At 73.8% G+C, this 16,024-nt stretch carries 1 protein-coding gene; it reads right to left on the bottom strand.

Annotated elements, in window-relative coordinates; genetic code table 11:
• Positions 1 to 15,948 carry a type I polyketide synthase gene (locus CP982_RS34960; RefSeq protein ID WP_170316550.1) on the bottom strand — a complete coding sequence of 5,316 codons (15,948 nt, stop codon included), beginning with the start codon at positions 15,946 to 15,948 and terminating at the stop codon, positions 1 to 3.
• Positions 15,949 to 16,024 lie beyond the last annotated feature (76 nt).

Below are 16,024 nucleotides of genomic sequence, written 5' to 3'. Positions count from 1 at the left end.
TCAGGACACGCCGAACTCCTTGTCGATGAAGTCGAAGACCTCGTCGGCGGAGGCCGACTCCAGCTGCGAGGAGACCTTCTCGCCGTCGGCGGGCGCCTCGGCGTCCGTGCCCTTCCACTTCGCCATCAGCGCTTCGAGCCGCATCGTGATGCGCATGCGGTCGCCGTCGTCCGGCGCGATGGTGCCGAGGCCCGCCTCCAGGCGGTCCAGCTCGCGCAGTGTGGAGTCCACGCCGTCGGCGTCGTCCTGGAGCAGTTCCCCGCGCAGGTACTGGGCCAGGACGGCGGACGTCGGGTGGTCGAACACGAGGGTGGCGGGCAGCCGGAGCCCAGTGGCCTTGTTGAGGCGGTTGCGGACCTCCACGGCGGTCAGTGAGTCGAAGCCCAGCTCGCGGAAGGCCAGGTGGGCGTCCACGGCCTCCGCGTCGCCGTAGCCGAGCACGGCGGCCGCGTGCGTGCGCACCAGGTCGAGCAGGATGACCTCGCGCTCGGGCTCGGTGAGCGGCGTCAGACGGCGGCGCAGCTCGGCCGCCGCGTCGTCGCCGGTGTCGGCCTCCGCGACCGTCTCGGCCGCCACGGACCGCGCGTAGCGGCGCACCTCGGGGATGTCACCGATGAACGGGCTGGTCCGGGCCGATGTGAAGGCGGGCGCGAACCGCTCCCAGTCCAGGTCGGCGACGGCGAGGAAGGTCTCGTCGTGCGCGACCGCCTGGGCCAGGGCCGTGACCGCGAGGTCCGGCGCCATCGGCCGCAGACCGCGGCGGCGGAACTGCTCCTCGCCGTCGTCCCCGGCCATGCCGCCCCCGGCCCACAGGCCCCAGGCGACGGAGGTCGCGGTCAGGCCGCGGGCGCGGCGCTGCTCGGCGAGCGCGTCGAGGTGGGCGTTGGCGGCCGCGTAGGCGCCCTGGCTGCCGCTGCCCCAGACGCCCGCGTTGGACGAGAAGAGCACGAAGGCGTCAAGGGCCGACGTGGCCAGGAGGTCGTCGAGGTGCGCGGCGCCCGCGACCTTCGCCTCCAGGACGGCGGCGATGTCGGCGGCGGACATCTCTGCCAGGGGCTGGCCCTGGCCGACGCCCGCGGCGTGGAACACCGAGCGCAGCGTGTGCCCGTCCTCGGTGAGCCGGTCGAGCAGTCCGGCGACGGCCTCGCGGTCGGCCACGTCACAGGCCGCGATGGTCACCTTGGCACCCAACTCCTCCAGTTCGGCCCGGAGTTCCTCGGCGCCGGGCGCGTCCGGGCCGCGACGGCTGGTCAGCACCAGGTGCTCGGCGCCCTCGCGGGCCAGCCAGCGCGCCACGTGCCCGCCGATGGCGCCCGTACCACCGGTGATCAGGGCGGTGCCGCGCGGCGCCCACTCCGCCGCCGGGCCGTCGAGCGGAGCCCGTACGAAACGGCGTACGAGCACGCCCGCCCGGCGCACCGCGAGCTGGTCCTCGTCACCGGCGCCCGCGAGGACCGCGGCGAGCTGGGCCGCGGCCCGGCCGTCGACGGTCTCCGGCAGGTCGACGAGTCCGCCCCAGCGGTCGGGGTGCTCCAGGGCCGCGACCCGGCCGAGGCCCCACGCCTGCGCCTGACCGGGCCGAGCCGGGGCGTCGGCGCGGCCGGTGGCGACGGCGCCGCGCGTCACGGCCCACAGGCGTGCGCCGATCCCGGCGTCACCGAGGGCCTGCACCAGTGCGACGGTGCCCGCGAGTCCGGTGGAGACGCCCGGGTGGTCGGCCAGGGCGGACTCGTCGAGGGCGAGGAGGCTGAGCACGCCGTTCGGCTCCCCGTCCGCCGTCGCGGCGTGCTCGTACAGCCGCACGGTCAGCGACTCGCGGGTCATCTCCCCTGCGGGGACACGGAGTTCGTCGACCTGGGCCCCGGCTTGCGCGAGGGCCGCGACGACCTCCGTGGCTTCCGTCGCCTCGGGCACGACGACCAGCCAGCGGCCCGGGAGGCCGATGGCCGGAAGGGCGCCCGCGAGGGGCTGCCAGTCCACCTGGTAGCGCCAGCTGTCGACGGTCGACCGCTCGCGCCGCTGCCGCCGCCAGGACGACAGCGCCGGGAGCACGGCACCGAGGCCGGCGGCGGAGGAGTCCTCCACCGCGAGCTCGACGGCCAGCTGCTCCAGGTCCTCGCGCTCCACCGCGTCCCAGAACCGGGACTCGACCTCGTCCGTGACCATTACGGACTCGCCATCCGCGTCCTGGTCGGGGGCCAGCATCCAGTAGTGGTCACGCTGGAAGGCGTAGGTGGGCAGGTCGACGAGGGCGCGCTTGCCGGGGACGAGGGCCTTCCAGTCCAACTCCGCGCCGTACGTGTGCGCTTCGGCGAGCGAGGCCGTGAGGCGATCGGCACCGCCCTCGTCGCGGCGCAGGGAGCCGAGCGTGGCCGCCGGACTGTCCGTGGCGTCGATCGTCGCCTGCACCGGGACCGTCAGGACCGGGTGCGGGCTCATCTCCACGAACAGGCCGTGGCCCTCGGCCAGGAGACCGCGGGTGGCGTGCTCGAACAGGACCGTCTGGCGCAGGTTGCGGTACCAGTAGCCCGCGTCCATGGGGATGTCCAGCCAGGTGCCGGTCAGGGTCGAGTACAGCGGGATCTCGGCGGCCTGCGGGCTCACCTCCGCCAGGGCTTCGTCGATCTGGGCCTCGATCTGCTCTACGTACGAGGAATGCGAGGCGTAGTTCACCGGGATCGTCCGGGCCCGGACATCCTGGGCCACGCACTGCGCGACCAGCTCCTCCAGCGCCTCCGGCTCACCCGACACCACCACCTGGGCCGGGCCATTGACGGCCGCGACCTCGATGCGGCCCTCCCAGCCCGCGACCAGCTCCCGCACCTCCGCCTCGGGCAGCGGCACCGAGACCATGCCGCCCTTGCCCGACAGCTCACGGATCGCCAGGCTGCGCAGCGCCACCACCCGGGCGGCATCCCGCAGCGAGAGGGCCCCCGCCACGCACGCGGCCGCAATCTCACCCTGGCTATGGCCGACCACGGCGGCGGGCTTCACGCCAGCCGCCTGCCAGACAGCCGCCAGCGACACCATCACCGCGAAGAGAACGGGCTGGACCACGTCCACCCGGTCAAAGTTGTCCCCGCCCAACTCCTCCAGCAGATCCCAGTCCACAAACTCCGACAGGGCATCCGCGCACTCCCCCATCCGCTCCGCGAACACCGGGCTCGACTCAAGGAGTTCGACCGCCATCCCGGCCCACTGCGAACCCTGACCCGGGAACACGAACACCGCACGCCCCGCACCAGTCACCGCACGCCCCGTGATGGCAGCACCCGCAGCGAGGCTCTCAAGCCCGGCGAGCAGCTCCTCACGGTTCCGCCCGAGGACGACACCCCGGTGCTCGAAGCGGGACCGGGCGGCGGCGAGGGACCAGGCGACGTCGGCCGGTTCGAGGTCGGGACGGGCGAGCAGGTGCTCGCGCAGCCGTGCCGCCTGGGCTCGCAGGGCGGTCTCGCCCTTCGCGGAGAGGGCCAGCGGGATCCCTCCGGCGACGACGGGCGCCGGGGCCTCGGTGTCCTCGTCGGCGGTGGGCTCGTCGGCCAGGGGCGGCTGCTCCAGGATCACATGGGCGTTGGTGCCGCTCATGCCGAAGGAGGAGACGCCCGCGCGCCGGGGCGCGTCCGCGCGCTCGGGCCAGTCACGGGCCTCGGTGAGCAGCTCCACGGCGCCTTCGGTCCAGTCGACCTCGGGCGTCGGCTCGTCGATGTGCAGGGTCTGCGGCAGGACGCCGTGCTGCATGGCGAGGACCATCTTCATCACGCCCGCCACGCCGGAAGCGGCCTGGCTGTGCCCGATGTTGGACTTGATGGACCCCAGCCACAGGGGCTCCCCGCTCGCGGGGCGCTCCTGTCCGTACGTGGCGAGCAGCGCCTGGGCCTCGATGGGGTCGCCGAGGGTGGTGCCGGTGCCGTGCGCCTCGACCGCGTCGACATCGGCGGCCGTCAGGCGGGCGTTGGCGAGGGCGGCGCGGATGACGCGCTGCTGGGACGGGCCATTGGGGGCGGTCAGGCCGTTGCTGGCGCCGTCCTGGTTGACGGCGGAGCCCCGTACGACGGCGAGGACCTTGTGGCCGTTGCGACGGGCGTCCGACAGACGCTCCAGGAGCACCATGCCGACGCCCTCAGCCATGCCCATGCCGTCTGCGGCGGCCGCGAAGGCCTTGCAGCGGCCGTCGTCGGCGAGGCCGCGCTGTTGGCTGAAGGCGATCAGCGCGCCGGGCGAGGACATCACGGCGACGCCGCCCGCGAGGGCCAGCGAGCACTCGCCCTGGCGCAGCGCCTGCGCGGCCAGGTGCATCGCGACGAGCGACGACGAGCACGCCGTGTCGACGGTGACCGCCGGGCCTTCGAGGCCGAAGGTGTACGAGATGCGGCCGGAGACGACGCTGGGCGCGCTGCCGGTGAGGATGTGGCCCTCGGCGCCCGCGGACACCTGGCCGGGGGCGGTGCCGTAGTCCTGGTAGTTGGTGCCGACGAACACGCCGGCGGTCTCGCCGCGTACGGCCTTGGGGTCGATCCCGGCGCGTTCGAACGCCTCCCAGGAGGTTTCGAGGAGGAGCCGCTGCTGCGGGTCCATGGCCGTGGCCTCGCGCGGCGAGATGCCGAAGAAGGCCGGGTCGAAGGCGCCCGCGTCGTGGAGGAAGCCGCCTCCCCTGGTCGTGGTGGTGCCGGGGGTCTCCGGGTCCGGGTCGTAGAGGTGGGCGATGTCCCAGCCGCGGCCCGCCGGGTAGCCGCCGACGACGTCGGCGCGGTCCTGGAGGACCTGCCACATCTGCTCGGGGCTGCTGATGCCGCCGGGGTAGCGGCAGCTCATGGCGACGATGGCGATCGGCTCGTCGGTGGCCGCCGCGACGGGCGCGACGGCGGCGGGAGCGGCGGCCGCGCCGGTGCCGAGGACCTGAGTGCGCAGATAGGCGGCCAGGGCGGTGCCGTTGGGGTGGTCGAAGACGACCGTGGTGGGCAGCTTCAGACCGGTGGCGGTGCCGAGCCGGTTGCGCAGGTCGACGGCGGTGAGCGAGTCGAAGCCGAACTCGCGGAAGGCCCGCTCGGGGTCGAGGGCCCCCGCGGACTCGTAACCGAGGACCGCGGCGGCGTGCGTCAGCACGAGGTCGACCAGGGCGCGGTCCTGCTCGGGCGCGGCGAGGCCGGTCAGGCGCTCGCGCAGCGCGGACGCCTTGGACGAGGTCACGGTGTCGGTGTCGCCGCCCTCGGTTCCGCCCTGGGCGGCGAGGACGCGCTGCGCGTCGGGCAGATCCGCGAGCAGCGGGCGGGCCCGGCGCGAGGTGAACACGGGCACGAACTGGTCCCAGTCCACGTCGGCGAGGGCCAGGAACGTCTCGTCGTCGTCCAGGATCTGCCGCATCCCCGCGAAGGCCAGGCCCGGGTCGAGGAACGGCAGGCCCTGGCGGCGCAGTTGCTCCGGGTCGACGTCGACAGGCGCGCTGCCGCTCAGATGCGGGTTGACGACGTTCCACACGCCCCAGGCGATCGAGGTGGCGGTCAGGCCGCGGGCCCTGCGGTGCTCGGCGAGCGCGTCGAGGTGGGCGTTGGCGGCCGCGTAGGCGGCGTGCTCGCCGCTGCCCCACACGCCCGCGATGGAGGAGAACAGCACGAAGGCGTCGAGCTCCGCGGCCGCCTCGCCGTCCAGGAGTTCGTCCAGGACGACGGCGCCCGCGACCTTCGCCGCGACGATGTCGGCGAACTCCGCCAGGGTGGTGGTGGCGATCGGCGCCAGTTCGATGAGCGCGGCGGCGTGGACGACGGCGCGCAGGGTGTGCCCGTCGGCGGCGAGACGGCCCAGGAGCGCCGCGACGGCGTCGCGGTCGGCGACGTCGCAGGAGGCGATGGTCACCTGGACGCCCATCTCCTCCAGCTCTGCCTGGAGTTCCGCCGCGCCGGGGGCGTCCGGGCCGCGGCGGCTGGTGAGCACCAGGTGCTCGGCGCCTTCCCGGGCCAGCCAGCGGGCGATGTGCGGGCCGAGGGCGCCGGTGCCGCCGGTGACCAGGACGGTGCCGCGCGGCGTCCACGCCGAACCGTTCTCCCGGACGGGGGCAGGGTCAGGGGCGGAGGCGGCGGGCTCGGCCCGGACGAGGCGGCGCACGAAGACGCCGGAGCCGCGCACGGCGAGCTGGTCCTCGTCGCCGACGCCCGACAGGATCCCGGCGAGGCGGGCCCCAGCCCGGCTGTCGACGCTCCCCGGCAGGTCGACGAGTCCGCCCCAGCGGTCGGGGTGCTCCAGGGCCACGACGCGGCCGAGGCCCCAGGTCTGCGCCTGGGCGGGGCTCTCCACCCGGTCGTCCCGGCCGGTGGACACGGCGCCGCTGGAGACGGCCCACAGGCGGGCCGCGACGCCCGCGTCACCGAGGGCCTGTACCAGCGCGACGGTACCGGCGAGCCCCGCGGGCAGCACGGGGTGCGCCGGGTGCGGCTCTTCGGCGAGAGCGAGCAGGGAGACGACACCGGCGAGCCCGGCGGCGTCCGCGACGCCGTCGCGCAGCCGCTCGGTCAGCGTCTCACGCGTCAACTCCGCGCCGGATACGGGGAGTTCGACTGCCTCGGCACCGGCGTGCGTCAGCGCCTCCACGACACCCGCGGTCCACGGGTGCGTGGCCGCCTCCTCGGGTACGACGACCAGCCACCGGCCCGTGAGGACCGGCCCCGGGAGGCTGCCCGCGAGGGGCTTCCAGGTGACGGTGTAGCGCCAGCTGTCGATCGTGGACCGCTCGCGCCGCTGCCGCCGCCACGACGACAGCACCGGCAGGACGGCACCGAGCTCGGCGGCGGAGCCGTCCGCCACCTCCAGCTCGGCCGCCAACTGCTCCAGGTCCTCACGCTCCACGGCCTCCCAGAAGCGTGCCTCGACCTCGTCCACGACGGGGGCGGACTCGGCGCCCGGCTCGGCCTCCGGGGACACCAGCCAGTAGTGCTGGTGCTGGAACGCGTACGTCGGCAGGTCGACGAGGGTGCCGGGGACGAGGGCCCGCCAATCGAGATCCGCGCCCTGCGCGTAGGCCTCGCCGACGGAGGCCATGAGCCGGTCGGCGCCGCCTTCGTCACGGCGCAGCGAGCCCAGGGCCACGGCCGCGCCTTCGCGTCCTGCGGCCTCGATGGTGGCCTGGACGGGGACGGTGAGGACCGGGTGGGGGCTCATCTCCAGGAACAAGCCGTGGCCTTCCGCCAGGAGGCCTCGGGTCGCGTGCTCGAACAGGACCGTCTGGCGCAGGTTGCGGTACCAGTAGCCCGCGTCCATGGGGATGTCGAGCCAGGTGCCGGTCAGGGTCGAGTACAGCGGGATCTCGGCCGCCTGCGGGCTCACCTCCGCCAGGGCTTCGTCGATCTGGGCCTCGATCTGCTCCACGTACGACGAGTGCGAGGCGTAGTCCACCGGAATGGTGCGGGCGCGGACGTCCTGGCCGGTGCAGTGGGCGACCAGCTCCTCCAGCGCCTCCGGCTCACCCGACACCACCACCTGGGCCGGGCCATTGACGGCGGCGACCGAGATGCGCTCGCCCCACGCGGCGATCAACTCACGGACCTCCTGCTCGGGCAACGGCACGGACACCATGCCGCCCTTGCCGGACAGTTCACGGATGGCGAGGCTGCGCAGGGCCACCACCCGGGCGGCATCCCGCAGGGACAGCACACCCGCGACGCACGCGGCGGCGATCTCACCCTGGCTATGGCCCACCACGGCGGCAGGCTTCACCCCGGCCGCCTGCCAGACAGCCGCCAGCGACACCATCACCGCGAAGAGAACGGGCTGGACGACATCGACATGGTCGAAGTTGTCCCCGCCCAACTCCTCCAGCAGATCCCAGTCCACAAACTCCGACAGGGCCTCCGCGCACTCCCCCATCCGCTCCGCGAACACCGGGCTGGACTCCAGGAGTTCGACCGCCATCCCGGCCCACTGCGAACCCTGCCCCGGGAACACGAACACCGGACGGACGGTGTCGCCCTGGGCACGGCCCACGGCCACGCCCCGCGCGGCCGCGTCGTCCCGCTCCAGGCCCTCCAGGGCGGCGAGCAGCTCCTCGCGGTCGCGGCCGAGGGCGACGCCCCGGTGCTCGAAGCGGGAACGGGCGGCGGTGAGCGACCAGGCCACGTCCGCGGGCGCGAGGCCGGGGTGGGCGAGCAGGTGCTCGCGCAGCCGTCCGGCCTGGGCCCGCAGGGCCTCGGGCGTCTTGCCCGACAGGGCCAGCGGGATCACTCCGGTGACCACCGTCGGGGCGGGGACCTCGTCGGACGCGGGGCGCTCGGCCTGCTCCGCCTCCTCGATGATCACGTGTGCGTTGGTGCCGCTGACGCCGAACGAGGAGACGCCCGCACGGCGCGGCGAGCCGTCCCGGTCGGGCCAGGTACGGACTTCCGCGAGGAGCTCCACGGACCCGGACGACCAGTCCACCTCGGGGGTCGGCGCGTCGAAGTTCAAGGTCCGCGGCAGGACGCCGTGGCGCATGGCCATGACCATCTTGATGACACCGGCGACACCGGCGGCGGCCTGGGTGTGGCCGATGTTGGACTTCACCGAGCCGAGGAGCAGCGGCCGCTCGGCGGGGCGCTCCTTGCCGTACGTGGCGAGCAGCGCCTGCGCCTCGATCGGGTCGCCCAGGGGCGTGCCGGTGCCGTGGGCCTCGACCGCGTCCACATCGGCGGTCGTCAGGCGGGCGTTGGCGAGGGCCTGCATGATGACGCGCTGCTGGGAGGGGCCGTTGGGGGCGGTCAGGCCGTTGCTGGCGCCGTCCTGGTTGACGGCGGAGCCCCGTACGACCGCGAGGACCGGGTGGCCGTTGCGACGGGCGTCGGAGAGCCGCTCCAGGACGAGCATGCCGACGCCCTCGCCCCAGCTCGTGCCGTCCGCGGCGGCCGCGAAGGGCTTGCAGCGGCCGTCGGGGGCCAGGCCGCGCTGGCGGCTGAACTCCAGGAAGGTGCCCGCCGTGGGCATCACCGTCACGCCGCCCGCGAGGGCCATCGTGCACTCGCCCTGGCGCAGCGCCTGCGCCGCCAGGTGCAGCGCCACGAGCGAGGAGGAGCAGGCCGTGTCGACCGTCACGGCCGGACCTTCGAGGCCGAAGGAGTACGAGATGCGGCCGGAGGCGATGGCACCGGAGCTGCCGGTGCCGAGGTAGCCGCCGAGGTCCTCGGGGACGCTGCTGAGCTGGGAGCCGTACTCGTGGTAGATGAGTCCGGCGAAGACGCCCGTCGGGCTGCCGTGCAGCGTCGCCGGGTCGATGCCCGCGCGCTCGAACGCCTCCCACGAGGCCTCGAGGAGCAGCCGCTGCTGCGGGTCCATGGCGAGGGCCTCGCGCGGCGAGATACCGAAGAACGCCGCGTCGAAGTCACCCGCGTCGTGCAGGAAGCCGCCCTCGCGGGCGTATGTGGTGCCGACCTGGTCGGGGTCGGGGTCGTACAGGGACGCGGTGTCCCAGCCTCGGCCCTCCGGGAACTCGGTGATGGCCTCCTCGCCGTCGGTGAGCAGCCGCCACAGGTCCTCGGGGCTGCCCACGCCGCCGGGGAAGCGGCAGCTCATGCCGACGATGGCGATCGGCTCGTCCTGGGCCGCCGCCACGGTCAGGGGTGCCGCCGCGCCCGCCGCCGCGGACTCCGCGAGGCCGCCGAGGAGTTCGCCGCCCAGGTACTGGGCGAGGACCTTGGGCGTGGGGTAGTCGAAGACGAGGCCGGCGGGCAGGCGGAGCGCGGTGGCGCCGTTGAGGCGGTTGCGCAGCTCGACGGAGGTCAGCGAGTCGAAGCCCAGCTCCTTGAACGCCTTCGTGGGCGCGACGTCCTCACCGGAGGCGTAGCCGAGGACGGCGGCCACCTGGGCGCGGACGAGGTCGAGCAGGGCGCGCTCGCGGTTCTCCGGCTCCAGCGCGGCCAGTTGGTCGGCGAGCGAGGTGCCGGCCGCCGCGGGCCCGGCCTCGACGACGCGCCGGGTCCTGGCTCCCCCGCGGACGAGGCCGCGGAACAGCGGCGGCACGTCGCCGCCGAACTGCTGCCGCAGGACGTCGGTGCGCAGCTTCACCGGCACGAGGGCCGCGTCGGGCCGCGCCAGGGCCGCGTCGAACAGGGCGAGGCCCTCGTCGGCGGACAGGGCCGCCACACCGGCCCGGTTCATGCGGTCGATGTCACCGTCGGCGAGGGCTCCGGCCATGCCGCCCTGGTCGGCCCACAGGCCCCACGCCAGCGAGGTGCCCGGCAGACCGAGCGCACGCCGGTGCTGGGCCAAGGCGTCCAGGAAGGCATTGGCGGCCGCATAGTTGGCCTGCCCCGCGCTGCCGAGCACCCCGGCGGCGGAAGAGAACAGCACAAACGCCGACAGGTCCAAGTCGGCCGTCAGTTCATGCAGGTTCGCGGCCGCGTCCACCTTCGGCCGCAGCACCGTGTCAAGTCGTTCCGGAGTGAGCGAGGTCAGGATGCCGTCGTCGACGACACCCGCCACATGCACGACGGCACTCAGCTCGCCACGCACCTCGCCCAACAGGCCCGCCAGCGCGTCCCGGTCGGCGACATCGCACGCGGCGATCCGCACCCGCGCGCCCCACTCCTCCAGCTCCGCACGGACCTCCTCCGCACCCGGGGTCTCGGCCCCACGCCGCGAGACCAGCAGCAGATCCCGTACGCCATGCGCACCCGCCAGATGCCGCGCCACGACCCGGCCCAGACCACCCAGAGCACCCGTCACCAGGACCGTGCCCTCGGGCTCGAAGCGGGGCGGCAGGGTCAGCACGACCTTACCGACGTGCTTCGCCTGGCTCAGATACCGGAACGCCTCCGGCGCCCGCCGCATGTCCCACGCCCTGACCGGCAGCGGCTCCAGCACACCCCGCTCGAACAGCGAGAGCACCTCGGTCAGCATTTCCTGGATGCGGTCGGGCGACATCTCCGCGAGGTCGAAACTCTGGTAGGCGACGCCGGGATGGGCGGTGGCCACGGCCTCGGGGTCGCGGAGGTCGGTCTTGCCCATCTCCACGAAGCGCCCGCCACGCGGCAGCAGCCGCAGCGAGGCGTCCACGAATTCCCTCGCCAGGGAGTTGAGGACCACGTCCACGCCCTGGCCGTCGCTGGCCGCGAGCACGGCCGCCTCGAAGTCCAGGGTGCGGGAGGAGGCGATGCGGGAATCGTCGACGCCGAGGCCCCGCAGAACGTCCCACTTCCCGGTGCTCGCGGTGCCGTACACCTCGGCGCCGAAGTGCCGGGCCAGCTGCACCGCGGCCATGCCCACACCACCGGCGGCCGCGTGCACCAGAAGGGACTGGCCCTCCTTGAGGTCGGCCAGGTCCCGCAGCGCGTAGTACGCCGTGAGGAACACCGTCGGCACCGACGCGGCCCGGGCGAAGGACCAGCCCTCCGGAATCGGCGCCACCATGCGCGCGTCGGCCACGGCCAGCGGGCCGAAGCCGCCGTCGATGAGGCCGAGGACGCGGTCGCCGACTTCGAGGCCGCTCACCTCGGAGCCCGCCTCGACGACGACACCGGCACCCTCGGTGCCCATCACCGCGTCGCCCGGGTACATGCCCAGGGCGATCAGTGCGTCACGGAAGTTGACACCCGCCGCACGCACCTCCACGCGCACCTCACCGGCGCCCAGCGGCCGACCGGCCCACTCCGGGGCGTCCTCGGCGACGGGCAGCAGGGCGAGGTTCTCCAGCGTGCCCCGGTCCGTCACGCCCAGCTGCCAGGACTCCCCTGCCGGGACGGCGAGAGTCGCGACGTCGGCGGCGGCACGCGTCAGGCGCGGGGCCCACACCACGTCCCCGCGTACGGCGACCTGCGGCTCGTCGAGGTCCAGGGCGCCGGGCAGCAGCGTGAGGGAGGCTTCCGTGCCGTCGACGTCGGCGAGGACGAGGCGCCCCGGGTTCTCCGACTGCGCCGAGCGCAGCAGACCCCACACCGGGGCATCCACCAGACCGGCCGTCGACACCACATCACCGGCACCCACACCCACCGCGCCAGAGGTCACCACGACCAGACGGGAGTCCTCACCACCGCTGTAGGACAGCCACTCCCCCACCACGCTGAGGACGCTGTTCAAGGACGCACGCACCGAAGCGGCCGTACCGCCGTCACGCTCCCCACCGACACACGTTACGAAGACGGACTCCGGTACAGGAGCACCGCCCTCGACCGCCTCGGCAAGGGCCGCCACATCCGCGTACGCCGCCACCGCCGCACCAGCGCCCTCAAGGGCACCAAACAGCCCCAACTCATCGGAGCCAAGCACCGCGTACGCAGCCCCCGCCGTGACAGCAGGCGCGGACACCACACTCCAGTCCACCCGGAACAGCGCGTCGTCGTCAGTGCCGGACACGGCGTCCAGTTCGCCCGCCGCCAGGGCGCGCAGGACGAGGGAGTCCACAGCGGCGACCGGCTGGCCGGTCTCGTCCGCGGCGGCCAGGGTCACCGCGCCGGACTCGGCGGGCGTGAGGCGGACGCGCAGCGCCGCGGCACCGCTCGCGTACAGCGAGACGCCGGTCCAGGAGAAGGGGAGCCGCGCTCCCGCCCCGTCGGCACCCACAGCGGTGAGGGCGAGTCCGTGGAGCCCGGCGTCGAGCAGCGCCGGGTGCAGGCCGTACCCGGCGGCCTCGTCGCTCTCGCCCTCCGGCAGGGCGACCTCCGCGAAGACCTCGTCGCCGCGCCGCCAGGCCGCTCGTACGCCCTGGAAGGCCGGACCGTAGCCGAGGCCCGCGGCGGCGAAACCCGCGTAGAGCTCCCCGGTGTCGACGGCGGTGGCGCCGGCCGGGGGCCACTGCGCGAGGTCGGCGTCCTGCCGCGCGGCGCGGCCGGAGTCGGCGACGGCGAGAACGCCCGCCGCGTGCCGGATCCACGGCTCGTCCGGCACGTCGTTCTGGCGCCGGGAGTGCAGGGTGAAGGTGCGGCGTCCGGACTCGTCCGGCTCCTCCACCCACAGCTGGAGCTGTACGCCGCCGTCCTCGGGCAGGACGAGCGGGGCCTCCAGGATCAGCTCTTCGAGCAGGTCGCAGCCGACCTCGTCACCTGCCCGCACGGCCAGCTCGACGAAGGCCGTGCCGGGCAGCAGCGTCCGACCGGCGACGGCGTGGTCGCCGAGCCAGGGGTGCGCGTCCACCGACAGCAGGCTCGTGAACAGGCGCGCCTCGCTCCCCGCGACCTCGACGGCCGCGCCGAGCAGCGGGTGGTCGGCCGCGGCGAGTCCGGCCGACGTCACATCGCCGGTGAGCGCCGGGGCGTGCAGCCAGTAGCTCTGCCGCTGGAAGGCGTAGGTGGGCAGGCCGACGCGGCGCCGGGACTCGACCGGGGCGTACAGCGGCTTCCAGTCGATGGTGATGCCGCGTACGTGCAGCTTGGCGAGGGCCGCGAGGAAGGCATCGCCCTCCGGGCGGTCCTTGCGGGTGGCCGCGACGAGCCCGGACTGGCTCTCAGGCTCGGTGAGCGTGTCATGGGCCATCGCCGTGAGCACGGAGTCCGGGCCCAGCTCCAGGAGCGTCGAGACGCCGAACTCGGTGAGGGCGTTCAGGCCGTCGTGGAAACGGACCGCTTCGCGGATGTGCCGCACCCAGTACTCGGGGTCCTTCAACTCGGCGGGTCGCGCCAGTTCACCGGTGAGGTTGGAGACGACCGGAAGCGTCGGGTCCTGGTACGTCAGCTTGGCCGCGACCTCCCGGAAGTCGTCCAGGGCCGGGCCCATCAGCGGCGAGTGGAAGGCGTGCGACACCTTCAGCCACTTCACCTTCCGGCCGTCGCCGCGCAGCGTCTGCTCCAGACCCTCCAACGCCGCACGGTCGCCGGAGAGCACGATCTGCTCCGGGCCGTTCACAGCCGCTACGCCCACGCGGTCCGACACGTCCGCCAGCAGCCGCAGGACGTCGACCTCCGCAGCCTGGACAGCGAGCATCGCACCACCCTCGGGCAACGCCTGCATCAACCGACCCCGGGCCGCAACCAGTTGCGCCGCATCCTCCAACGACCACAGCCCGGCCACATACGCAGCAGTCAGCTCGCCGATCGAGTGACCGCCCACCACCTCCGGACGTACGCCAAAGGACTCCGCAAGGCGGAACAGGGCGACTTCCATGGCGAACAGCGCGGGCTGCGCGTATCCCGTCTGCTCAAGCAGCCCCGCGTCCGTACCGAACATCACGCTCTGGAGCGAACGTTCTATCCACGGATCAATATGAGCACACACCTCGTCCAACGCATCCGCGAAGACGGGGAAGGCCTCGTACAACTCCCGGCCCATCCCGGCCCGCTGGCTGCCCTGACCAGTGAAGAGGACGCCCAGGCGGCCCTCGGCGACCGCGCCCGACACGACGTTCTGGCCGCTGCCGCCGGTGGTCAGCGACTCCAGGCCGGTCAGGAACTCTTCGCGGGTGCGGCCGACGACGACCGCCCGGTGTTCGTGCAGGGCACGGCTGGACAGCAGTGACCAGCCGACCTCGACGGTGTCCAGGCCGGTGTCGGCCGTGACGTGCTCGCGCAGCCGCTCGGCCTGCGCCCGCAGCGCCTCCTCGCTACGGCCGGACACCAGCCACGGCACCGCCGTGACCGGAGCCACCGGCTCCACACGCTCGGCAGACTCCTCGACCGGCGCCTGCTCCACGATCACGTGCGCGTTCGTACCGCTCACGCCGAAGGACGAGACACCGGCGCGGCGCGGCGCGCCGTCCTCGCGCTCGTCCCACGGCCGCGACTCGGTGAGCAGTTCCACCGCGCCGGCGGACCAGTCGACGTGCGTGCTCGGCCGGTCCACGTGCAGGGACTGCGGGAGCACGCCCTCGCGCATCGCCATGACCATCTTCATGACGCCCGCGACTCCGGCCGCGGCCTGCGTGTGCCCGATGTTGGACTTGATGGAGCCCAGCCACAGCGGCCGGTCACCGGGACGCTCCTGGCCGTACGTGGCAAGCAGGGCCTGCGCCTCGATGGGGTCGCCCAACGTGGTGCCGGTGCCGTGGCCCTCCACGGCGTCGATCTGCTCGGGCGCGAGGTGGGCGTTGGCGAGGGCCTGAAGGATGACGCGCTGCTGGGACGGGCCGTTGGGGGCGGTGAGGCCGTTGCTCGCGCCGTCCTGGTTCACGGCGGAGCCCCGTACGACCGCGAGGACTTCATGACCGTTGCGGCGGGCGTCGGAGAGGCGCTCCAGGAGCAGCAGACCCGCTCCCTCGCCCCAGCCGGTACCGTCGGCGGCGTCGGCGTACGGCTTGCAGCGGCCGTCGCCCGCGAGACCGCGCTGCTTGCTGAAGTCGACGAAGGTGCCCGGCGTGAACATCACGGTCACGCCGCCCGCGAGGGCCAGTGAGCACTCGCCCTGGCGCAGCGCCTGGACGGCGAGGTGCAGGGCGACGAGCGACGAGGAGCACGCCGTGTCGATGGTGACGGCGGGGCCTTCCAGACCGAAGGTGTAGGCGACCCGGCCGGAGACGATGCTGCTGGACGCGCCGGTGCCGAGGTAGCCCTCGACGTCCTCGGGCACGGAGTGCAGGCGCGAGGCGTAGTCGTGGTACATGACGCCCGCGAAGACGCCGGTGCGGCTGCCGCGCAGCGAGGCCGGGTCGATGCCCGCCCGCTCGAACACCTCCCACGAGGTCTCCAGGAGGAGCCGCTGCTGCGGGTCGGTGGCCAGCGCCTCGCGCGGCGATATCCCGAAGAACGAGGCGTCGAACTCGTCGGCATCGTGCAGGAAGCCGCCCTCGCGGGCGTAGGACGTACCGGAGTTGTCGGGATCCGGGTCGTGGAGCGCGTCGGCGTCCCAGCCGCGGTTGGTGGGGAACGGCGTCAGGGCGTCGGTGCCCTGGGAGACGAGCCGCCACAGCTCCTCGGGGGTGCGGACGCCGCCGGGGTAGCGGCAGCTCATCGCGACGATCGCGATGGGCTCCTGGTCCCGCTCCTCCACCTCGCGCAGACGGCGACGAGCTTGACGCAGGTCGGATGTCGTCCGCTTGAGGTAGTCCCGAAGCTTCGCCTCGTTCGACATCTCTCGTCAGCTCCTCGTGGTGGTGATGAAGGCCGCGCTCAGCGCGCCGGTCGTACGGTTCACTTCGGGTCTTTCG

This window comes from Streptomyces spectabilis (genome assembly GCF_008704795.1).
Lineage (GTDB): Bacteria > Actinomycetota > Actinomycetes > Streptomycetales > Streptomycetaceae > Streptomyces > Streptomyces spectabilis.
The sequence above is the reverse complement of the archived record's forward strand: the minus strand, read 5'-3'. Positions and strand labels throughout refer to the sequence as shown.

Coding starts and splice junctions, on each gene's coding strand:
- CP982_RS34960 (WP_170316550.1), bottom strand. CDS start 15,948: ATGTCGAACGAGGCGAAGCTTCGGGACTACCTCAAGCGGACGACATCC.